Source organism: Aerosticca soli (assembly GCF_003967035.1).
In the GTDB taxonomy this organism is placed as follows: Bacteria; Pseudomonadota; Gammaproteobacteria; order Xanthomonadales; family Rhodanobacteraceae; genus Aerosticca; species Aerosticca soli.
The window spans coordinates 2,685,728-2,706,703 of the sequence record NZ_AP018560.1 but is presented as its reverse complement, the minus strand read 5'-3'; the positions used below and the strand labels follow the sequence as shown (position 1 = coordinate 2,706,703).

The window sequence follows — 20,976 nt, the reverse complement described above, 5'->3', positions numbered from 1 at the left end:
AAAGGCATCCTGCGGATGCAGGGGCCATCATAGGCAATGGAGAACGCTGCGGCGCCGTGACTTCCGTCACTCCTGCGCGGGCGGCTGCGGTCCGTCTTCGTGGTGTTCGCGCTCGTGACGCAAGTGTTCGGCGGCGACATGGCGCTCGTGCAGGGCGGCGGCGACTTCGCCGTCCGGAATTTCGGCAACCGCATCGGTGACTGCCGGCGCGGCGCCCGCAGTCGCAGGCGGCGCGGGCGGGGCGCGGTCGCCGCTGCCGGCGATCTTGAGGATGGAATGGCGCACGTCGCGGGAGAGGATCACCCGCGCGTCGCGCACCATGTCCTCCAGCGCCTCGGCGTAGTCGAGCTTGCCGTTCGGGTCGGTCCACACCACGCGCTGTTCGCGCAGTTTGCGGATGAAGCCGCGGAACAGCGCCTTGTCGAAGAACTCCGGCGCCGCCTCTTCGCTGAGCAGCGAGAGTCGCTGCGCGATCAGCGTGCAGGTGGTCTCCAGCTCGCCGGCGCTCAAGCGGTGCGGGCCGCTGCGCACCAGCGCGGCGATGGCGATGTAGTAGCGCTCGAAGGCTTGGATCAGGCTGCGCGCGATCACCCGCAGGCGGAAGGCGCCGTCGTCCTGGCCCGGTCCGCGTTCCAGCAGGCGGCCCTCGCCGCTCGATTCGAGCAAGCCGCGGCGCAGGAAGAAATCCACGGTGGCCTGCAGCTGCGCGGCGAAGCCGTCGGTATCCCAGGGCAGGAACAGCTCGCCCTGGATGAAGGGGTAGATGATCCGTCCGAGCCGGATCACCGAGGCGCGCGACATGCGCCGGTTGTTGAGGAAGCAGCAGGCCACCCACGCCGCGGTGGCCATGAGGTGCAGCACGTTGTTGCGGAAATAGGACAGCAGCACCGCCGGTTCGTCGTCGGCCAGCAGCACGTCGCCGAGCGGATGCCGGACGCGGCGGATCCAGCCCATCTGCTCGCCATAGGCGATCATCGCCGCCGGTTCGAGCGCGGTGACGGTGACGCGGTCCGAATAGGGCAGCTCGACGAGGAAGGCGCGGGTGAGCTCGAGCTGGGCGAGCAGGTCGTTCTCGGCCATCGCGTGCTTGGGCGTGCCGAGCAGGGCCAGCGCGAGCAGGTTGATCGGGTTGACGTCGGCGGCGCGGTTGACGTTGATCTGGATCTTTTCCGCGAGCCGGTCCACCAGCGGCGCCAGCCACTCGGGCTTGGCTTCCGGATCGCCCGTGGCCGCGCGCCAGTTCGCGCTTGCCGCCTCGAGTTCGGGAATGAGTTCGATCGGCTCGCCGAAATTGAGCGCGACGTGGCCGTAGCGCTGGCGCAGCACCTTGAGTCCCTTGATCAGGCCGAGCAGGGATTCCTTTTCCTTCGGCTTGCCGGACAGCTCGCCGATGTAGCTCTTGCCTTCCATCAGCTTCTCGTAGCCGATGTACACCGGCTGGAACAGGATGGGCCGGTGCGGCGCACGCAGGAAGGCGCGCACGGTCATCATCAACATGCCCGAGCGCGGCGCGAGCAGACGCCCGGTGCGCGACCGGCCGCCCTCGATGAAGTACTCCATCGGCACGCCGCGCTCGATCAGCTGCGCCACGTATTCGTTGAAGATCACCGAATACAGCGCGTTGCCGGCGAAGCTGCGGCGCAGGAAGAACGCGCCGCCGCGGCGCAGGATCGGCCCGACCACCGGCAGGTTGAGGTTGACGCCGGCGGCGATGTGCGGCACCACCACGCCGGACACGTGCAGCTGGTAGGAGAGCAGCAGGTAATCGGCATGGCTGCGGTGGCTCGGCACGTAGATCACTTCGTACCCGGGCGCCGCGGCGCGCGCCTTGTCGAAGTGGTGCATGGCGATGCCGTCGTAGAGCTTGTTCCAGAAATTGGACAGCAGCGAGGAGACCGAACGCACCACCGGATGCGAATAGTCCGCCGCGATCTCCAGAATCAGCTTGTGTGCGCGCCGCCAGGCCTTGGCGTAGGGGATGCGTTCGCGGGCGGCGGTGGCGGCGATGGCCTGCCGCACCGGCTCGGCATTGAGCACGGCGTCGACCACCGTGCGCCGGTGGGAGAGATCCGGGCCGATCACCGCCGCGCGGATGCGCCGGAAATGCGTGCGCAGCACGCGTGCCATCTTGCGCGACAGCCGTTCCGGCGGCATTGCGCCGGATTCGGCGCGGATCGCGCGCAGCGACACCGGGGCGGAAAAGTGCACCACCGTGTCGCGGCCGTTGAGCAGCAGCGCGAGCAGGCGCCGGAAACCGCCGACCATCACCCAGTTCTCGGAAAACAGCACGCGGAACCAGCCTTCCTCGCGCCCGGGCGCGCGGCCGACGTAGATCGCCACCGGCACCAGCTGCACGTCGCCGTCGGGCGTGGCGTCCAGGGTGTCCAGCAATTGCCGCAGCAGCTGGTCGGGCATGCGCCGGTGGCGCCGTCCGAACAGCCAGCCGTCGCGGTGGGCCAGTGCGAACACCGAGCGGCGCCGGCGGGTGCCGGCCAGCGGCTGCAGCGGCGAGGGCAGGCCGGCCTCGCGGCAGGCGCGCTCCAGGATCAGCGCATCGGAAAGGCCGTCGCGCTCGATCACGTAGCACACCGGCACGCCGGGCTTGAGCAGGCTGGCCGGCTCGGCCGGATCGCGACGCAGGCGTACCCACGGTTCGAGCAGGCGCCCGGCCAGCACGAACCACCAGGGCGCGCGGCGACGGTGGGAGGAATCTGCGGTCATCTGGGCCATGGGCGGGATTGTAGCGGCGCGTCCGCGGCGGCCGCGCAGCCCACAAAAAAACCCGCGGGCGATGAAACCGCGCGGGCCATCCGGGCAAGCCGGCTTGATAAGGGAAATGGCTGCGACGCGATCGAAGCGGCGGCAGCGGGCGAGATGCTAGGCCAATCGCAGGTTTAAGGCAATGCTGGCGAAATGTGATGCAAGTCCTTGTAGGAAAAATCATTCCGTGCGGAGTGCGTCCATTTTCGAGCGTCGTCGCGTCTCCCGCGGCGCGCTCCAGTCGTTGTTGAACAGCGCCGGTTCCCAACTGCCGTAGGTCGGGTTGGGCAGCACGAACCAGCGCGTGCCGATCCAGTCGCGGTAGGGCGCCACGGCGCGCTCGCGGCCGGCGGGGTTGTTGGCCAGCACGGTGACGAAATCGCCGAGCTGGTCGCCGAACTGCATCAGCACGCGATATTTGCGACTGACCAGCTGACGGCGGCAACCCTTCTCGGTGCCGATCTGCTCGCAGCCTTCCACGAAGGTGTCGAGGCCGAGAAAGGCTTCCGGTCCGGCTACCGGAAAGCCGACCTTGCGCAGGTTGGCCAGCGTCGGCCCGTTGAGATCCTTGGCGCGGTTGGAGATGTAGATCACCGCGATACCGTGCCGGGCCGCGAACCGGGTGAACTCGACCGCGCCGGGCAAGGCGCGCGCTTTTTCCTCCTTGCACCAGGCGGCCCAGTCGGCCTCGTTGTATTCGCCGCCGTTTTTGACCAGCCGCGCCTGATAGGGCGAGTTGTCCAGCGCGGTTTCGTCGATGTCCAGGATCACCGCGGGCTTGAGCCCCTTCGCCGGCACCACGCGGTCGTCCCTGGGCAGCGCGTCCCAGGCCGGATCTTTCAGCGCGGCGAGCAGGCGCGCCTGGGCGTCGCGGTAGGTCTGCAGATAGATGAGGTCGTGCTCGATGGCGGTCTGCGTCCAGGCCACCGCGTTCAGGTTGTCGTCCGCCGGCGTGGCGGGCGCCGTCGCCGGAGTGACTGTCATCGGGGCCGGCGTGGCCGGCGGCGGGGTCTGCGTCCTGGGCGGTGTGGCGGCACAGCCGCCGACGAGCAGCAGCAGAACGGGCAACAGGCGGCGCACGATCATCGGCAATATTCCCCGGAAGTCTCCCGAGACTTCGAGCATCGCGGCAGTTTACGACAGTGCCGTGGCAGGCCTTGCGCTGGCGCGCGAGGCGGGCCGCTGCGAGACTGTCGCCCCTTTCGGGAAAAGAACCCCCTGCATGTCGACCCCCGCTCCCACGCCGTCGGTGACGCGTCCGATCGAAATCGCCAGCCACGTGCTGGCCGGCTTCGCCCTGTTGCTGGTGCTGTGGTTGCACCTGCTGCCGGCGCTGTTCGCGGGCCTGCTGGTTTACGAGCTGGTGCAGACGATCAGCCCCCGCCTCGGCCGCGGCGCCGCCGAGGGCCGCGCCCGCGTGCTGGTGGTGGCGCTGCTCGGCGTGGTGGTAGTCGGGCTGCTGATCCTGCTCATCCTGGGCACGATCAGTTTCGTCCGTCACGAGATCGGCAACCCCAACGAGTTGTGGCAGAACCAGGCGATGCCGCTGATCGAGAAGGCGCGCCAGCAGCTGCCGCCCGTGCTGGTCAACTGGCTGCCCGACAGCGTGGACGAGCTGCGCGGCATGGCCGGCGAACTCACCCGTCGCCACGCGGGGAGCCTGCAACTGGCCGGACGCGAGACCGCGCGCGTGCTGGTGCGCATCATCGTCGGTCTGGTGCTGGGCGCGATCGTGGCGCTCAGCCGCACGCATCCCGCCCACCAGGTCGGTCCGCTCGCCGCCGCGCTCGGCCGGCGCTGCCGCTTCCTGGCCGTGGCCTTCCACAACATCGTCTTCGCCCAGGTGAAGATCTCGCTGATCAACACGGTGTTCTCGGCGATCTTCCTGCTCGGCGTGCTGCCCGCCTGCGGCGTGCACCTGCCGCTGGCCAAGACGCTGGTGATCGTCACCTTCGTGGTCGGCCTGCTGCCGGTGATCGGCAATTTGATCTCCAACACCGCGATCACCATCGCCGGGCTGTCGGTGTCGCTGTGGGTGGGCGCGGCGGCGCTGGGTTTCCTGATACTGATCCACAAGCTCGAGTACTTCCTCAACGCGCGCATCGTCGGCACGCAGATCCGCTCGCGCGCCTGGGAACTGCTGGTGGCGATGCTGGCGATGGAGGCCGCCTTCGGCCTGGCCGGACTCATCGCCGCGCCGATCTACTACGCCTACCTCAAGGGCGAGCTGGAGAGCGCGCGGCTGATCTGAGCGGCCGGTTGCGGGAAGACTCGTCAGTCTTCGCTTGCGCCATCGCCCAGGGCCGCGAGGCTGCTGCGCAGCGCGCGCTTGAGCAGCTTGCCGCTGGCGTTCTTGGGCAGCGCGTCGAGCACGTGGATGCGCTTGGGCACCTTGTACGAGGACAGCCGCTCGCGGCAGAACGCGAGCAGGGCCGCCTCGTCCAATGTGGCGCCTTCGCGCAGCACCACCGCGGCGGTGACCTGCTCGATCCAGTACGGATGCGGCAGGCCGATCACCGCGACCTCGGCGATCGCCGGGTGCTGGTAGATGACTTCCTCCACCTCGCGGCTGGCGACGTTCTCGCCGCCGGTCTTGATCATGTCCTTCTTGCGGTCGACCACGGTGAGGTAGCCCTCCGCGTCCATGACGCCGAGGTCGCCGCTGTGGAACCAGCCGTTGCGGAACACCTCGGCGGTCTTTTCCGGATCGTTCCAGTAGCCCAGCATGACGTGCGGGCCGCGATGGACGATTTCGCCGATCTCGCCGGGCGGCACGGGCTGGTCGTCCGGGTCGACCACGCGCGTCTCGACGTTGAGCGCGGCCTGGCCGGCCGAGCCGAGCTTGCGCAGCTGATCCTCCGGGCGCAGCAGCGTGGCCATTGGGCACATCTCGGTCTGGCCGTAGAAATTGAACAGGCGCAGGCACGGCAGGCGCCGGCTGAGTTCCTTGATGATCTCCACCGGCATGATCGAGGCACCGTAATAGCCCTTCGCCAGCGCGCTCAAATCGCGGTGGTCGAAATCCGGATGGCGCAGCAGCGAAATCCACACCGTCGGCGGGCAGAACAGGCTGGTGATCTTCTCCCGCTCCAGCGTGGCGAGCAGCCGGCCGGGTTCGGCGTCGGGCAGCAGGACGTTGGTCGAGCCGACCTGCAGGCCGGGCGTCAACAGCGCATGCAGCTGTGCGCAGTGGAACAGCGGCATCGGATGCGCCTGCACGTCGTCGCGGTGGATCTCGCCGTCGACGATGCAGCTTTCGTACTGCGCGATCAGGTTGCGGCTGGACAGCGTGGCGCCCTTGGGCCGCGACTCGGTGCCGCTGGTGTAGAGGATCTCGAGCGGATCGTCGTCGGCGATGGCGACCGGCGGCAGCTCCGCGCGCGGATGGCGCGTCCATGCCTCGGCCGGCTCCCAGCCGGGCGGCGCGGTCGGGCCGCCGTCCTCGATCACGCCGCGCAGCGTGACCGGCTGGGTGATCTGCGCCAGCGCCTGCTCGGCCACCGGCACCAGGCGGTCCTCGGCGATCAGCCCGAGCGCGCCGCTGTGTTCGAGGATGTAGGCGACATCCGCGGCGTTGAGCATGTAGTTGATCGGCACCAGGATCGCGCCGAGCCGCGCGAGGGCGAAGTGCAGCACCACGAACATGCGGTTGTTGTGCGAGAGCAGCGCAACGCGCCGGCCCTTGTCGATGCCGCGCTCGGCCAGCGCATGCGCGGTGCGGTTGGCCAGTGCGTCGAGCTGGGCGTAACTCAGGCGTTCGTCGCGATAGACCAGCGCGGTCTTGTGCGGCAGGCGCGCCGCCGTGCGTGCGAGCAGGTCGCCCAGGGTCTGCCGGGACAGCAGCGGTTCGTCGCTGGAAAAGGGCATGGCGGGCTCCATTCGCGCCGCAGAGGAAAGCCAAGGCCCGATTCTGCGGCGGCGCGCAGGCCCCGTCATGCCGCATCGCGCCAGCCGCAGGGTTACCATCGCGGCCATGGCCGACGCGACCTTCGATGCGCTCTACAGACTGCGGGACGAAGATCTCGTGGCCAGTGCGCACACCCGCGGGCCGTGGGATGCCGCCGCCCAACATGGCGGTGCGCCCGCCGCCCTCGTCGTGCAGCTCGTCACCCAGGCCGAGGACGCGCCGGATTTCCGGTTCGCCCGGCTGGTGATGGAACTGCTGCGGCCGGTGCCGGTCGGTGCGCTGACCGCCGCCGTCGAGCCGGCACCTTCCGGGCGCAACGTGCACCGGCACGCGGTCGTGTTGCGTGCCGCCGGCAAGGAGGTGGTGCGCGCGCAGGTGAGCTTCGCCCGCGCCCGCCATGGCCCGCTGGCGCCGGAAGATTCCATCGACGAGCCCGGCATGCCCCCGCGCGGCCGGGATCGGCCGCTGGTCATTCCCGGCATGGCGTCCGATGGGCCGTCCTTTCTCACGACCGCCATGGACACCGACATGGCCGACGCCGGTGCCGGTCGCGCGGGACCGGCCGCGGTGTGGTTCCGCCTGCGCGTGCCGGTGCTCAGCGGGATGCCGACCAGCGCGGCGGCGCGGGCGGTGGCGGCGGCCGATTTCGGCAACGGCATCTCCTGGGTGCTGCCCTTCGCCGACTACACCTTTCTCAATTACGACCTGACCGTGCAGCTCCACCGGCTGCCGCGCGGGCCGTGGATCGGCGTGCGTGCGCAGACCCGGCTCGGGCCGGACGGCGCCGGCCTCTGCACGAGCCGGCTGTACGACGAGGAAGGCCCGCTCGGGTTTGCGCAGCAGGGCCTGCTGATCCAGCCACGCGCGACATGAGCGCGTGGCGGCCGGGCGTCATGGGAAGGGCTCGAGGCCGGCGGCCGCCGCGGCCGTGCGCTGGCGTGCCAGGGCGCGCTGGAAGGCCGGTCGCGCGGCGAGCCGCTGCGCATAGGCGGCGGTCATCGGCAAAAAGTCGGTGCCGAGCCCGAGCAGCCCGGCCAGGTGCAGCGCGTAGCCGACCACGATGTCGGCGGCGGTGAAGCGTTCGCCGCACAGATGAGGGCGCTGGGCAAGGCGCGACTCGATCGCGCGCAGGCGGCCGTGGAACCAGCGGCGATAGTCCTCGACCACTTGCGGTTGCCGGCGCGGCTCCGCTTCCAGACGTCCATAACGCAGGATCAGCGCCAGCGGAAAGGTCAGCGTCGCCTCGCCGAAGTGGAGCGCGTTGAGATAAGCGCCGTAATCGGGTGCGTCGGCGCCGACGTCCAGCCGTCCATCGCCATAGCGGCAGGCCAGGTACTGGCAGATCGCGGCCGACTCGGTCATGGCGGTGTCGCCGTCGAAGAAGGCCGGCACCGTGCCGAGCGGGTTGATCGCCAGGTAGTCCCGGGCGTGCGCGCGCGGCGGAAACGGCAGCATGACGAGTTCGTAGTCGAGATCGAGTTCTTCCAGCGCCCACAGCGGGCGGAACGAGCGGGCATTCTCGCAGTGATAGAGCCGGATCATCGCTCGTCTCCCTTGGGCATCCAGACGTCTTTGCGTCCATATCGAAAATGGGCGTCTATGCCTCAGTGCAGCCGGCAGGCATAACGGCCGCGCACGTTGCGGTTGATGTAGGTGGCCAGACCGCGTCCGGTCTCGGCCAGGCGCTGCATGTGCCGTACGTGCCGCGTGCCGGTGGCCGCATCGGTGTAGAGATAGGTCGCGCCGTCGACGAAGCGCACCAGGATGAATCCCGGCCCCGTGCGATAGGCCGTGACGCCGGAATCGCCGTCGAGGTTGCCGTAAGGTGCCAGTCGCATGCCGGTTCTGCAGAGTCGGGCCGTGTTGGCCGATGCCGCAATCGTGGCCTTGCGGCCGTGAACCGGCCGCCAAGCGCGATGCGCGGGAGGCTTTCGCAAGCCCTTGGCAGTCCGCGACTTAAGTGGAAGGTGGCAAGCCGCGCGGCAGGCCGTAAGCTCACGGGGAACCAGGTCGATCCGGGGGACATCATGAACGCAAGCACGGGCGGCATCTTCGAACAGGATCTGCCGCGGACGCCGGCCAACTACGTGCCGCTCTCGCCGCTCACCTTCATCGAGCGCAGCGCGCGGGTGTATCCGCAGGCGCCGGCGGTGGTGCATGGCGAGCTCCGGCGCAACTGGGCCGAGACCTGGGCGCGATGCCGGCGTCTTGCGTCCGCGCTCGCGCGGCGCGGCATCGGCCCGGGCGACACGGTGGCGGTGATGCTGCCCAACGTGCCGGCGATGGTCGAGGCGCATTTCGGCGTGCCGCTGGCCGGCGCCGTGCTCAACACGCTCAACATCCGTCTCGATGCCGCCTCGATCGCCTACATGCTCGCCCACGGCCAGGCCCGTGCGGTGCTGGTCGACCCGGAATTCGCCCCGGTGATCGACGCGGCGGTGGCGCAGCTCGACGAGCGGCCGCTGGTGATCGACGTCGACGATGCGCTCTACGAAGGCGAGCGCCGCGCGGTCGGCGAGCTCGAATACGAGGCCCTGCTCGCCGAGGGCGACCCGGAGCATCCCTACCGGCTGCCCGACGACGAATGGCAGGCGATCTCGCTCAACTACACCTCGGGCACCACCGGCCGGCCCAAGGGTGTGGTCTACACCACCGCGGCGCCTATCTGAACGCGATCGGCAACGTGCTCGACTGGGGCATGCCGCAGCATCCGGTGTATCTGTGGACGCTGCCGATGTTCCACTGCAACGGCTGGTGTTTTCCGTGGACGCTGGCGGCGGTGACCGGCGTCAATGTCTGTCTGCGCAAGGTCGAGCCGCGACGCGTGATGGCCTTGCTGGCCCAGGAGAAGGTGACCCACTTCAGCGGCGCGCCGATCGTGCTCAACGGTCTGGTCAACCTGCCCGAGCACGAACGGTGCGTACTCGATCACCCGGTCAAGGCGACCACCGCCGGTGCCGCGCCGCCGGCGGCGGTGATCGCCGGCGTCGAGCGGCTGGGCATCGAGGTCACCCACGTCTACGGGCTCACCGAGAGCTACGGGCCGGTCACCGTCTGCGCCTGGCACGAGGCGTGGGACGCGCTGCCGCTGGAGGAGCGCGCCCGGTTGAAGGCCCGCCAGGGCGTGCGCGGCCACGTGCTGGAGGCGGTGCGCGTGGCCGACCCGGCCAGCCTGGAAACGGTGCCGTCCGACGGCGCGAGCCTGGGCGAGGTGCTGATGCGCGGCAACAACGTGATGAAGGGCTACCTCAAGGACGCCGAGGCCACCCGCGAGGCCTTCCGCGGCGGCTGGTACCACACCGGCGATCTGGCCGTCTGCCATCCGGACGGCTACATCGAGATCCGCGACCGGCTCAAGGACATCATCATCTCCGGCGGCGAGAACATCTCCACCATCGAGGTGGAAGGCGTGCTGTACATGCACCCGGCGGTGGAGGAGGCGGCGGTGGTGGCGCGGCCGGACCCGACCTGGGGCGAGACGCCGTGCGCCTTCGTCAAGCTCAAGGCGGGCATGCGGGCCGACGCCGAGGACATCATCGCCCACTGCCGCGCGCACCTGGCGCGCTACAAGGTGCCGCGGCACGTGGTGTTCGGCGAGCTGCCCAAGACCGCCACCGGCAAGATCCAGAAATACATGCTGCGCGAGCAGGCCGGCCGGGTTTGAGATCGCACGCGCGCGGGGCTCATTCGCGCCGGGGCGCGAAGTCACTGGCATCGTGACGTTCGGGAAGCTGCTCCTCCGGCGCGCCGGTGATGCGGTTGACCCGGCGGCCGCGGATGACCGCCGGCCGCGCGTCGATCTCGCGCGCCCAGCGCAGCACGTGCGTGTACTCGTGCACCGCCAGGAACTCGGCCGCATCGTACAGACGGCCCAGCACCAGCTGGCCATACCACGGCCAGCAGGCGATGTCGGCGATGGTGTACGCCTCGCCGGCCACGTAGCGGTGCGCAGCCAGCTGGCGGTCGAGCACGTCGAGCTGGCGCTTGGCCTCGAGGGCGTAGCGGTCGATCGCATAGGCGATCTTGACCGGCGCGTAGGCGTAGAAATGCCCGAAACCGCCGCCCAGGAACGGCGCGCTGCCGACCTGCCAGAACAGCCAGTTGAGCGTCTCCGTGCGCGCCGGCGGGGCGGGCAGGAAGGCGCCGAACTTCTCGGCGAGATAGAGCAGGATCGATCCGGATTCGAACACCCGCAGCGGCGCGGTGCCGCTCAGGTCGAGCAGGGCCGGGATCTTGGAGTTGGGGTTGACCGCGACAAAGCCGCTGCCGAACTGCTCGCCGGTGCTGATGTCGATCGGCCAGGCATCGTAGTCGGCTTCGGCATGGCCGAGTTCCAGCAGCTCCTCCAGCATGATCGCCGCCTTCATGCCGTTGGGCGTGGCCAGCGAATAGAGCTGCAGCGCGTGGCGGCCCACCGGCAGCGTCTTTTCGTGGGTGGCGCCGGCCTGCGGGCGGTTGATGTTGGCGAAGCGGCCGCCGGCCGACCGGTTCCAGGTCCACACGGCGGGCGGGGTGTATGCCTGATCGTCACTCATGCGGGTCTCCTCGAGGTTTTGAACGCAGAACGTCCGACATGCATGGTGCCGCGCCGCACTTGAACGTTGTGTGGCATCGACCCCTGGGTGCTCACCAAGCAGGACATCTGAGATGGCGGCTCCGCCGTCGCTGGTCGTGTCTCTTCCAGAAGCACCATACCGCCGGACTCAGGCGCGTGTGCATGGTGCGGCTCAAAGGAGGGGCGAGCGTCAACGCGCATGCGCGGATGGTCGAGGATCGAAGCTGGTGCCATTCCCTGGGCGCCCATGCTGACCGGCCGAGCTGGCCGATCGCACGTCTTTAATCTCGATCCGGCCCGGGGAGTCGCCTTCGCCGAAGTAAAAGCAGCGACGCTGGACGGCCGCCGTCGGTGGGCGAACTCAGGCTCGGAAGCTGTCTGCGGATTTCCGGCGCCAAGGGACTGCGTGTCCTGGCGCCGCTTACGCCGGCCTGCGGGTGGCGGCAGAGTGCGGCGTTTTCGTGCATGGTTTCGCCAGCGTGCTGGCGCAGCCGCAATCCGCGCGTTATCCCCGGCAAGGCGACCAAGGCGGTGCAGCCTGTCTGCATCTTCGTAGACTACCTGCGCAAGTCGCGGTGCCACGGCGGTGGCTTCTGCTCGCTGCGGCCGGGTGCGGCGGTGGCCCTGGCGATTGTGCTTGGAGCGAGCGGTCCCACCCGCCGCGCGCCGATGCCTTTGGACATGGGGCCCGGCTGCGGCGTCGGCGCAAGGGCCCCTGAGGCCGCATGGGCGCCACCCGACAGGCTCTGTACCAGCTACTGACCCGTGGTTGAGGCCACGACCACCTGCCGTGTGCAGGCCGGCCATGACGTCCGCGTCGCAAGCTTTTCACTGCACGCTGCTGAAGATCGCCGGCCACTCCCACCGACGGAAATCCACAGGTGTCCGAACTGGCCATGCAGGCTTCCCGGTATGCGGCTCGCAGCAGTCCGACGCTGCGCGAGCGCGCCGAACACTGGCTGGCACGGCTACCGTCGCTGCCACTGCCTGGCAGTGGTCGGACGCTGGAACGCTGGCGCGCGCTGGCCGCGATCGCTGCCGAGGACGTCTGCCTGGTCAAATTGCTCGAGGCCCATTACGACGCGCTGGCCATCCTCGCCGAACTGGGCGTGCCGCCGAGCGGCACGCAGGCCCGCTCCATGTTCCATGCGGTCTGGGCCGCCGAGCCGCCGCAGGCAAGGCTGCGCTTCATCGCCACGGATGGCGGGCACGGCATGCTGGACGGCCGCAAGGCCTGGTGTTCCGGCGCCGATCTGGTCGATGCGGCCTTGGTCACCGCCTACGAGGGTGATGCGCGCGTACTGGTGCAAGTACGCATGGACGAGCCTGGCATTGAGCGCAGTGGCGATGACTGGCAGGCGCTCGGCATGGGACGTCTGTACAGCGGCACCGTAGTCTTCCGCCAAGTGTGTGCTCGCCGCATCGGCGCCCCGGGTGCCTATCTCGACCGGCCAGGTTTCTGGCACGGCGGCGCCGGCATTGCGGCATGCTGGTTCGGCGCCGCGACGGCGATTGCCGAACGGCTGCGACGCGCGCCGCAGGTGGGCGTCGACCCGCACGCGCTGGCGCACCTGGGCGCGCTGGATATCCAGCTCGCCGCCGCCGCCAGCCTGTTGCGCGACACCGCCGCGGCGATCGACGCCGCGCCGGAGGCGTCCCATCGCGAGGCCGTGTTGCGCGTGCGCGGCTGCGTGGAACACGTAGCTACGGAAGTGATCGAGCGGGTCGGCCGTGCGCTCGGCCCGGCGCCACTGTGCGCGGACCGCGATCATGCACAGCGCTGCGCCGATCTCGCCGTCTTCGTTCGGCAGAGCCATGCCGAGCGCGATTGGGCCGCATTGGGCGAGGCTGCCTCGGCCAGGACGAGGACATGGTCGCTGTGACCTGCGAGCGCGCCGCGATCGACGCGAATCCGCTGGTGCCCGACGCGCCACGCATCGCGGGCGAAGGCATTGCCGAGGCGCGCTGGCGTGCCTCGGCCTGGCTGTCCGGGCTGCCTGTGCTGGTGCCGGAAACCTGGCTGGAGGGGCGGCAGCGACTGGTCGTGGTCGCACCGCATCCGGATGATGAAGTGCTCGGTGTGGGCGGACTGCTGGCGATGGCGCGTGAGGCCGGCATCGCCGTGGCCGTGGTGGCGGTAACCGATGGCGAGGCCTGTTATCCGGATCTGCCCGCCTGGACGTCGGAGCACACGCGCGCGGTGCATCGACGCGAACTGGCTGCCGCACTGGCCTGTCTCGGCGTCGATGCAGACGCCATTACCGCGCTCGATCTCGGCGACGGTCGCGTCGCGGCCGCCGAAGACAGGCTCGTCGCTGCGCTCGATAGGCTACTCGAACCGGGCGACTGTCTGCTGACGACCTGGATCGGCGATGGTCATCCCGACCACGAGGCCTGCGCGCGTGCCGCACGTGCCATTGCCGCACGCCGGCGCGTACGGCGGGTCGAGTTTCCGATCTGGGCCTGGCACTGGCTGGAGCCGACGACTGCTGCGCAGCATTGGCCAGGCGCCTGCCGCTGGCCGCTGACCGCCACGGCCCGTCGCGCCAAGGCGCGGGCTCTCGCCTGCTTTCGCTCACAGCTCGACACCGGCGTGCCTGGCCAGGCACCGATCCTGCCTTCCCGTGTGCTCGCCCGTTTCCGCCGCGGCTTCGAATTGCTGCTGCCATGAAGACAGCGACGCCGGCGAGCTACTTCGCGACGCTCTATGCCGAGGAAGATCCCTTCGGCTACCGCAGCCGCTGGTACGAGGCGCGCAAGCGCCAGCTGCTGCTGGCCAGTCTGCCGGCCGAACGCTATGCCGCCGGCTGGGAGATCGGCTGCTCGAACGGCGAGCTGACCGCCGCGCTCGCGCCGCGTTGCGAACGGCTGCTCGCCACCGATCTCGACGCCCGCGCGGTGGCCCTGGCGGCGGCACGCAACGCGCCACACCCCTGGGTGACGGTCACCCGCGCGCAGCATCCGCACGACTGGCCGGCGGGCCGCTTCGATCTCATCGTGTTCAGCGAGGTCGGCTATTACCTGGACGCCACCGCCCTCGTGCAGATGGGCGAGCGCCTGGGCGGAAGTCTGTGCGAGGGCGGTGTGCTCGTCGCCTGTCACTGGCGGACGCCCTTCTCCGCCGCTCCGCAGGACGGAGATGCGGTCCACCGCCAGTTGCGGCGGCTATTCCGTGCGCGCGGCCTTGCCCGCCTGTTCGGCTATCTCGACGACGACTTCCGGCTGGAGGCATGGGGCACGGACGCACCGTCGGTGGCCCGGCGTGGAGGCTTGCGATGATCGGCGTATTGGTGCCGGCCAACAACGAGGAGGACTGCATCGGCGCGTGTCTGGCCTCAGTGGCGCAAGCCGCGCGCGCCCCTGCGCTGGGCGGCGAGACAGTGGTGACCGTGGTCGCGCTCGATCGTTGCACCGATGCCACCGCCGACATCGTCCTCAGCCATAGCGTACTCGCGGTCACCGTGGATGCTGGCAACGTGGGCCGGGCCCGTGCCGCCGCCGCCGCGCGGCTGATCGGTCTTGGCGCGCGCTGGATCGCCTGTACCGACGCCGATTCCCGAGTACCGGCCGACTGGCTCTCATCGCAGCTCGCCTACGGGTGCGATGCGTTCTGCGGCATGGTTACCGTCGCCGATTGGCTGGATTACGCACCGGCGGTTCGGCGGCTGTTCCTGCGCAATCATCGTGGCGTGGGCGATCACGGCCACATCCATGGCGCGAATCTGGGTTTCTGTACCCGGCTCTACCGCCATTGCGGCGGTTTTGCGCCGCTGGCCGCGCACGAGGACGTGGCTTTGGTGGCGGCCTTCGTCGAAGCCGGTGCCCGCATCGCGCGCAAGCGAACACCGACGGTGGTGACTTCCTCGCGACGCCGTTCGCGCGCCACCGGCGGTTTTGCCGACTACCTGCGCTCGCTCGAGCGCTATCTGGAAGCCCGCGCCGGCGAGCGGCAGGGGCAGCCTCGCGGCAAGCACAGCGGCATCCAGCGCCAGGTGCCATGAACACTGAAGGGATACGCTTTTTCTTGCGGGAAGACGCAGACCCGAAAGCCAGGCGAGCAAGTGGTTCCGGAAAAGCGCGGCGTACGCGCGCCTTTCTTTTCTTTTGATCCCTAGGGCGCCGTCGGCGGGGTGGCAGGCGTGAGCCAGTGCTCCAGCGTGGCCTCGTCCAGCCGGCCGCGCCGGCGGGCGAGCACGCGGCCGTGTTCGTCCAGCAGCACGCTGTAGGGCAGCACGCCGTCGCTGTCGCCGAGCAGGCTGGCGGTGTCGGGGCTCTCCAGCCGGCCGATCAGGATCGGGTAGTCGACCGGATGCGCGGCGAGCAGCGAGCGCACCCGCGACGGTTCGTCCATGGCGATGCCGAGCACTTGTGCGTGCGCGCGGTGACGCAGCCAGGCGCGATTCAGCGCCGGCATCTCCTCCAGGCACGGCGCGCACCAGCTCGCCCACAGATTGATGAGCACACGCCGGCCGGCGAAGTCGGCCAGTCGGTGCGTCCGGCCATCCAGATCGGGCAGGGCAAGCGCCGGCGCCATGTCGCCGGGCGCCGTCCGCTCCCCGTGCGCGAGGCGGGCGCGATGCTGCAGCCAGCCACCGAACGCTGCGGCGAGCACGGCCAGAAGCAGGATCCACGCACTGGTGCGGCTCATCATCGGCGGGCGGCCTCCTCGAGCGCGCGGCGCACCAGGCCCGGGGTGAGCACGCTGGGCAGCGGACGGCCTTCGCCGCCGTCGGCGGGATAGACCACGTACAAGGGCACGCCCGGCGAATGGTGCGCGGCCAGAAAGGCGCTGATCGCCGGGTCCTCGTCGGTCCAGTCGCCACGCATGTACACGGCGCCGGTGCGCGCCAGCACGGCGCGGAAGGCGGCGGTGTCGAGTACCGCATGCTCATTGGCCTTGCAGGTCACGCACCAGTCGGCGGTGATGTCGACGAACACCGGCGTGCCGGCCCGGCGCAGGGCGGCCAGCCGTTCGGCCGCATAGGGCACCACGTCGGCCGCGGCCGCCGCGGGCGCCGGTCGCGGCAGCGCGGCGATGCCCAGGAGCGGCAGCGCGATGAGCGCGGCCAGTGGCAGCAGCAGCATCCGCGCGGCCAGGCCGCGCTCGCGGCTGCGCTCGAACCACCACAGCGTCATCGCCAGTGCCACCGCCGCCGCCAGCAACATGCCCACCGCATCGGCGCCGCGCTGGTGGGCCAATACCCAGGCCAGCCAGGCCGCCGACAGGTACATCGGGAAGGCCAAGAGCTCCTTGAGCGTCTGCATCCAGCGCCCCGGCCGCGGCAGCCGCCGGGCGAGCGCCGGCACGAAGCCCACGGCCAGGAACGGCAGGGCGAGCCCGAACCCCAGCGCCAGGAACACCAGCAGCGCACCCAGCCGCGGCGCGGCCAGCGCGTAGGCCAGCGCGCTGCCCATGAACGGCGCGGTGCAGGGGCTGGCCACCACCACGGCGAGCACGCCGGTGAAGAAGTCGCCGACCCAGCCGCCGCGGCCGGCCAGGGCGGCGCCGGTGTTGCCAAGGCCAGCGCCCAACTGCACCAGCCCGGACATCGACAGGCCCACCGCCAGCATCACCAGCGCCAGTACCGCGACCAGCAGCGGCTGCTGCAGCTGCACGCCCCAGGCGGCACGCGCGGCACTGACCAGCAGCCCCAGCACGGCGAAGCTCACCATGACGCCGGCGCTGTAGGCCAGCGCATGGGCGCGTCGGCGCGCCGGACTCTCACCGCTCTCCAGCAGCCCCACCGCCTTGAGCGAGAGCACCGGCAGCACGCAGGGCATCAGGTTGAGCACCAGCCCGCCGGCGAGCGCCAGGACCAGCGCGAGCGCGAGCGCGCCCGGATCGCGCTGGACGGCATCGGGCCGGCTGGCCGCGGCAGGCGGGGCGCTGCCGAAGTCGACCTTTAACGTGCGGGTCATCGGCGGATAGCATAGGCCGCCGTCCTGGCAGCCCTGGAACCGCACCTCGAGCGTGAGCGGATGGCGTGCTTCGACCGGGCCGGACACGTCCACCGGCAGCTCCAGCGGTCCGACATACACCGTGACCGGCCCCTGCTCGGGATCCTCGCGCTGCACGCCGCCGGCCGGCCAGCGCGGATGCAGCGTCACCCCCGGCGACTCGGGCGCACGCAGGGCGAGGCGGTCGCGGTAGAGGTAATAGTTGGGCGGCATGTCCCAGCGCAGCAGCAGGGTGTGCGGATCGCGCGCCAGCGCACTCAGCCGGAAGGCCTGCTCCGGCGGCAGCGGCGCGGCACCGGCGCCTGTGCCGCCGGAACCCGCGCCCAGGGCCGCGAGCGCCCGGCCGAGGGCGTCGCCGCCACCGGTCGTGGGCGATGACGGCAGCGCCAGGCGCAGATGCTCGGTATGCGGCGGATAGCAGATCTTCGGCTCGACCTCGTGGCAGCCCTGATAGCGCACGTCGAGCGTCAGCGTGTCGGTGCCGGGGGCGAGCTTGAACGGCACCCGCGCCTCGAGCTTGCCGTGATAGATCTCGACCGCGCCGAGATAGGGGTCCTGGTGTTTCTCGCCGTCCGGAAACGCCGCCGGACCAAGCTCGACGCCGGGTCCGGCGGTCAGCTGCATGCGGCCGCGATAGAGGTAGTAGTCCGGCGCGATCGTCCACTGCAGCACGAGCACGTCCGGGGCCTGGACCCTGGCCTCCAGCCGATAGGCCGCGGTCACCGGCAGCAGGCCGTCGGCTTCCTGGGCGACGGCCGCCGTCGACGGCAGCAGCATGAGCAGCGCGAGGAAGGCTGCGCGTGCGAAAAGGCGGGCGAACATGGGCAATCCTGCGGACAAGGCGTTGATTATGCCTGGGGCGCCCAGGGTCAGCCGCCGCGGCGCACCCATTCGAGGTAGGCCGGGTGGCCACGGTCCACCGGCAGCGCGATCAATTCGGGCAGCTCGTAAGGGTGCAGGGCGAGCACGCGCTCGCGCAGCGCGGCGAAGCGGTCGGTGGTGGTCTTTATCAGCAGCAGGACCTCCTCGGCGCTTTCCACGCGTCCCTGCCAGCGGTAGGTGGACAGCACGCCGGGCAGCCGGCTCACGCAGGCGGCCAGGCCCTCCTCGACCAGCGCGGTGGCCAGGCGCGTGGCGCTGGCCGGATCGGGGCAGGTGCAGTGGCAAAGCAGCACGGTGGGGTCGGACATGGGCTCGATGCGCCGTCGGCAAGCAGGCCGCCATGATCGGACGACGCACGACGCGCGTCCAATTTCACGCGGTCGACACCTTGAAAGCCGCGATGGGCGCCCTCACTCGGGGGAGTCGTTCGCGGGTCGACCCTCTTGCGAGGGTGCGATACGCCGCTACAATTGGCACTCATCGACACAGAGTGCTAACAGGGCGGCGTATCGGTCGAGCCGCTTTCGTCGTGAAACCTTTTCCCAACTCAAGCTGGAGTCGTTCCATGAGCAAACTGCGTCCGCTGCATGACCGTGTCATCGTCAAGCGCCTGGAAGAGGAGCGTGTCTCCGCCGGCGGCATCGTCATCCCCGACAGTGCCACCGAGAAGCCGACCCGCGGCAAGGTGATCGCCGCCGGTACCGGCCGCATCCTGGAGGACGGCAAGGTTCGTCCGATGTCGGTGAAGGAAGGCGACGTCGTGCTGTTCGGCAAGTACGCCGGCCAGGACATCAAGGTCGACGGCGAGGAGTTGGTCTTCCTCAAGGAAGACGACATCGTCGCGGTGATCGAGGGCTGATCGGCGGGCGCCGCGTGCGCCCGATCCGCCCGCAGGATTTCCCCACCTGATTTGAAAAATTTTCGAGGAAGAACGTTATGGCAGCCAAAGAAGTCCGCTTCGGCGAAGAAGCCCGCGCCCGCATCCTGAAGGGCGTGAACACCCTGGCCAACGCGGTCAAGGTCACCTTGGGCCCCAAGGGCCGCAATGTCGTGCTCGAGAAGAGCTTCGGCGCGCCCACCGTCACCAAGGACGGCGTGTCCGTGGCCAAAGAGATCGAGCTGGCCGACAAGTACGAGAACATGGGCGCGCAGATCGTCAAGGAAGCCGCGTCCAAGACCTCGGACAACGCCGGTGACGGCACCACCACCGCCACCGTGCTGGCGCAGGCCTTCATCCGCGAAGGCATGAAGGCGGTCGCCGCCGGCATCAACCCGATGGACCTCAAGCGCGGCATCGACAAGGCCGTGCAGGCCGTGGTCGAGGAGCTCAAGAAGCTCTCCAAGCCGACCGCCGATGACAAGGCCATCGCCCAGGTCGGCACCATCTCGGCCAACGCCGACGCCGCCATCGGCGAGATCATCGCCACCGCGATGAAGAAGGTCGGCAAGGAAGGCGTGATCACCGTCGAGGAAGGCTCGGGTCTGGAGAACGAGCTCGACGTGGTCGAAGGCATGCAGTTCGACCGCGGCTACCTGTCGCCCTACTTCATCAACAACCAGCAGAGCCAGCAGGTCGAGCTGGAGGACCCGTTCATCCTGCTGCACGACAAGAAGATCTCCAACGTGCGCGAGCTGCTGCCCGTGCTCGAGGCCGTGGCCAAGGCCGGCAAGCCGCTGTTGATCGTCGCCGAGGAAGTCGAGGGTGAGGCGCTGGCCACGCTGGTGGTCAACACCATCCGCGGCATCGTCAAGGTCGCCGCGGTGAAGGCCCCGGGCTTCGGCGATCGTCGCAAGGCGATGCTGGAGGACATGGCCATCCTGACCAACGGCCAGGTCATCTCCGAGGAAGTCGGCCTGACGCTGGAGAAGGCCACCATCCAGGATCTGGGCCGCGCCAAGAAGGTCGTGGTCACCAAGGAGAACACCACCATCATCGACGGCGCCGGCGATCCGGAAAAGATCCAGGCCCGCATCAAGCAGATCAAGGCGCAGATCGAGGAGACCTCCTCCGACTACGACCGCGAGAAGCTGCAGGAGCGCGTGGCCAAGCTGGCCGGCGGCGTGGCGGTGATCAAGGTCGGCGCGGCCACCGAAGTGGAAATGAAGGAGAAGAAGGCCCGCGTCGAAGACGCCCTGCACGCCACCCGTGCGGCGGTCGAGGAAGGCGTGGTGCCGGGCGGCGGCGTCGCCCTGATCCGTGCGCAGAAGGCCATCGAGAGCCTGAAGGGCGAGAACGAGGACCAGAACCTCGGTATCGCCATCACCCGTCGCGCGCTCGAAGCCCCGCTGCGTGAGATCGTCGCCAATGCCGGCGCCGAGCCCTCGGTCATCGTCAACCGCGTCAAGGAAGGCCAGGGCAACTTCGGCTACAACGCCGCCACCGGCGAGTTCGGCGACATGGTCGAGATGGGCATCCTGGATCCGACCAAGGTGACCCGTTCGGCGCTGCAGTACGCCGCTTCGGTCGCCGGCCTGGCCATCACCACCGAGGCGATGGTGGCCGAGCTGCCGAAGAAGGAAGAGCACAGCCATGCCCCGGCCGGTGGCATGGGCGGCATGGGTGGCATGGATTTCTAAGCCAGCCCTGTCGCTGCGATCGAAAAAAGCCCCGCTGCGAAGCGGGGCTTTTTTTGGGTTCTTCACCCAACTCCGGGGAAGGCCGCCCGGATCTTGAGGAAGAAGTAGGCGTCGTCGCGAAAGCCGAAGGCGAAGCGCCAGCCTGACGAACAGGAAGCGGATACTCGAACCAGTGCGCATCCGCTGGCCAGCGGCGGCCGAGTATCCACTGCTTACCCGCTGCCTGCGGTCAGCGACGCCGCATGGATGGGGGAAGGCGGCATCGGCTCCTTCTCCGTGCTTGCCGGTCGGCCTTGGCTGCGGCATGGTGGCGCCGCTTCCCGCTTCCCGCTTCCCG

18 protein-coding genes and 1 pseudogene are annotated in these 20,976 nt (G+C 69.6%); 10 read left to right on the top strand and 9 right to left on the bottom strand.

Annotated elements, in window-relative coordinates:
* Positions 1 to 66: 66 nt before the first annotated feature.
* Both plsB and ALSL_RS12805 read right to left on the bottom strand, forming a co-directional pair.
* A complete protein-coding gene (gene plsB / locus ALSL_RS12810; RefSeq protein WP_425478990.1) occupies positions 67 to 2,730 on the bottom strand; it encodes a glycerol-3-phosphate 1-O-acyltransferase PlsB in 2,664 nt (887 codons plus the stop codon).
* Positions 2,731 to 2,940: 210 nt separating this feature from the next.
* Positions 2,941 to 3,846: a 5'-nucleotidase, lipoprotein e(P4) family gene (locus tag ALSL_RS12805; RefSeq protein ID WP_126539650.1), complete on the bottom strand. Its 906-nt coding sequence runs from the start codon at positions 3,844 to 3,846 to the stop codon at positions 2,941 to 2,943.
* Between the two features lie 136 nt (positions 3,847 to 3,982).
* Here ALSL_RS12805 and ALSL_RS12800 point away from each other — a divergent pair, with 136 nt between their 5' ends.
* A complete protein-coding gene (locus tag ALSL_RS12800; protein ID WP_126539648.1) occupies positions 3,983 to 5,011 on the top strand; it encodes an AI-2E family transporter in 1,029 nt (342 codons plus the stop codon).
* A gap of 23 nt (positions 5,012 to 5,034) precedes the next feature.
* Here the strand turns inward: ALSL_RS12800 and ALSL_RS12795 are convergent, their stop codons facing one another.
* Complete coding sequence (locus tag ALSL_RS12795) at positions 5,035 to 6,627, bottom strand: fatty acyl-CoA synthetase (protein WP_126539646.1); 1,593 nt, start codon at positions 6,625 to 6,627, stop codon at positions 5,035 to 5,037.
* A 106-nt stretch (positions 6,628 to 6,733) separates the two neighbouring features.
* Here ALSL_RS12795 and ALSL_RS12790 point away from each other — a divergent pair, with 106 nt between their 5' ends.
* Complete coding sequence (locus ALSL_RS12790; protein ID WP_161970962.1) at positions 6,734 to 7,540, top strand: thioesterase family protein; 807 nt, start codon at positions 6,734 to 6,736, stop codon at positions 7,538 to 7,540.
* A gap of 18 nt (positions 7,541 to 7,558) precedes the next feature.
* On the opposite strand, the gene ALSL_RS12785 is transcribed toward ALSL_RS12790, so the two are convergent.
* Entirely contained in the window at positions 7,559 to 8,209 is a 651-nt protein-coding gene (locus ALSL_RS12785) for a glutathione S-transferase family protein (RefSeq protein WP_126539642.1), read from the bottom strand.
* A 62-nt stretch (positions 8,210 to 8,271) separates the two neighbouring features.
* The gene (locus ALSL_RS12780; RefSeq protein ID WP_126539640.1) at positions 8,272 to 8,505 is read right to left on the bottom strand and encodes a hypothetical protein; all 234 of its coding nucleotides are present in this window, start codon (positions 8,503 to 8,505) and stop codon (positions 8,272 to 8,274) included.
* A 78-nt stretch (positions 8,506 to 8,583) separates the two neighbouring features.
* Here ALSL_RS12780 and ALSL_RS13945 point away from each other — a divergent pair.
* Both ALSL_RS13945 and ALSL_RS13940 read left to right on the top strand, forming a co-directional pair.
* Positions 8,584 to 9,857: pseudogene (locus tag ALSL_RS13945) on the top strand (AMP-binding protein); the annotation flags it as partial.
* A gap of 27 nt (positions 9,858 to 9,884) precedes the next feature.
* Positions 9,885 to 10,331: an AMP-binding enzyme gene (locus ALSL_RS13940; RefSeq protein WP_425479019.1), complete on the top strand. Its 447-nt coding sequence runs from the start codon at positions 9,885 to 9,887 to the stop codon at positions 10,329 to 10,331.
* A gap of 19 nt (positions 10,332 to 10,350) precedes the next feature.
* Here the strand turns inward: ALSL_RS13940 and yghU are convergent, their stop codons facing one another.
* Positions 10,351 to 11,202 carry a glutathione-dependent disulfide-bond oxidoreductase gene (yghU, locus tag ALSL_RS12770; protein ID WP_126539638.1) on the bottom strand — a complete coding sequence of 284 codons (852 nt, stop codon included), beginning with the start codon at positions 11,200 to 11,202 and terminating at the stop codon, positions 10,351 to 10,353.
* Positions 11,203 to 12,103: 901 nt separating this feature from the next.
* Here yghU and ALSL_RS12765 point away from each other — a divergent pair.
* Genes ALSL_RS12765 through ALSL_RS12750 form a run of 4 tightly spaced genes read left to right on the top strand, consistent with a single transcriptional unit; the run spans position 12,104 to position 15,223 of the window.
* Positions 12,104 to 13,105, top strand: a complete 1,002-nt coding sequence (locus ALSL_RS12765) for an acyl-CoA dehydrogenase family protein (RefSeq protein WP_231700232.1) — start codon at positions 12,104 to 12,106, stop codon at positions 13,103 to 13,105.
* A complete protein-coding gene (locus tag ALSL_RS12760; RefSeq protein ID WP_126539636.1) occupies positions 13,093 to 13,893 on the top strand; it encodes a PIG-L deacetylase family protein in 801 nt (266 codons plus the stop codon). The genes ALSL_RS12765 and ALSL_RS12760 overlap by 13 nt, the downstream gene beginning before the upstream one ends.
* Positions 13,890 to 14,501: an SAM-dependent methyltransferase gene (locus ALSL_RS12755; RefSeq protein WP_126539634.1), complete on the top strand. Its 612-nt coding sequence runs from the start codon at positions 13,890 to 13,892 to the stop codon at positions 14,499 to 14,501. The genes ALSL_RS12760 and ALSL_RS12755 overlap by 4 nt, the downstream gene beginning before the upstream one ends.
* Positions 14,498 to 15,223: a glycosyltransferase family 2 protein gene (locus tag ALSL_RS12750; protein ID WP_126539632.1), complete on the top strand. Its 726-nt coding sequence runs from the start codon at positions 14,498 to 14,500 to the stop codon at positions 15,221 to 15,223. The genes ALSL_RS12755 and ALSL_RS12750 overlap by 4 nt, the downstream gene beginning before the upstream one ends.
* Before the next feature lie 110 nt (positions 15,224 to 15,333).
* On the opposite strand, the gene ALSL_RS12745 is transcribed toward ALSL_RS12750, so the two are convergent.
* The 3 genes from ALSL_RS12745 to cutA are packed head-to-tail and all read right to left on the bottom strand — an operon-like array spanning position 15,334 to position 18,370.
* On the bottom strand, positions 15,334 to 15,870 hold the full coding sequence (locus ALSL_RS12745; RefSeq protein WP_231700231.1) for a TlpA family protein disulfide reductase: 537 nt from the start codon (positions 15,868 to 15,870) through the stop codon (positions 15,334 to 15,336).
* Positions 15,870 to 18,002, bottom strand: a complete 2,133-nt coding sequence (locus tag ALSL_RS12740; protein WP_126539628.1) for a protein-disulfide reductase DsbD family protein — start codon at positions 18,000 to 18,002, stop codon at positions 15,870 to 15,872. The genes ALSL_RS12745 and ALSL_RS12740 overlap by 1 nt, the downstream gene beginning before the upstream one ends.
* A gap of 47 nt (positions 18,003 to 18,049) precedes the next feature.
* Positions 18,050 to 18,370, bottom strand: a complete 321-nt coding sequence (gene cutA / locus ALSL_RS12735; protein WP_126539626.1) for a divalent-cation tolerance protein CutA — start codon at positions 18,368 to 18,370, stop codon at positions 18,050 to 18,052.
* 257 nt (positions 18,371 to 18,627) lie between these two features.
* Here cutA and groES point away from each other — a divergent pair, with 257 nt between their 5' ends.
* Positions 18,628 to 18,921 (top strand): co-chaperone GroES, encoded by a 294-nt coding sequence (gene groES / locus ALSL_RS12730; RefSeq protein WP_126539624.1) that lies wholly within the window; start codon positions 18,628 to 18,630, stop codon positions 18,919 to 18,921.
* 77 nt (positions 18,922 to 18,998) lie between these two features.
* Complete coding sequence (gene groL, locus ALSL_RS12725) at positions 18,999 to 20,639, top strand: chaperonin GroEL (RefSeq protein WP_126539622.1); 1,641 nt, start codon at positions 18,999 to 19,001, stop codon at positions 20,637 to 20,639.
* Positions 20,640 to 20,976: the final 337 nt, after the last annotated feature.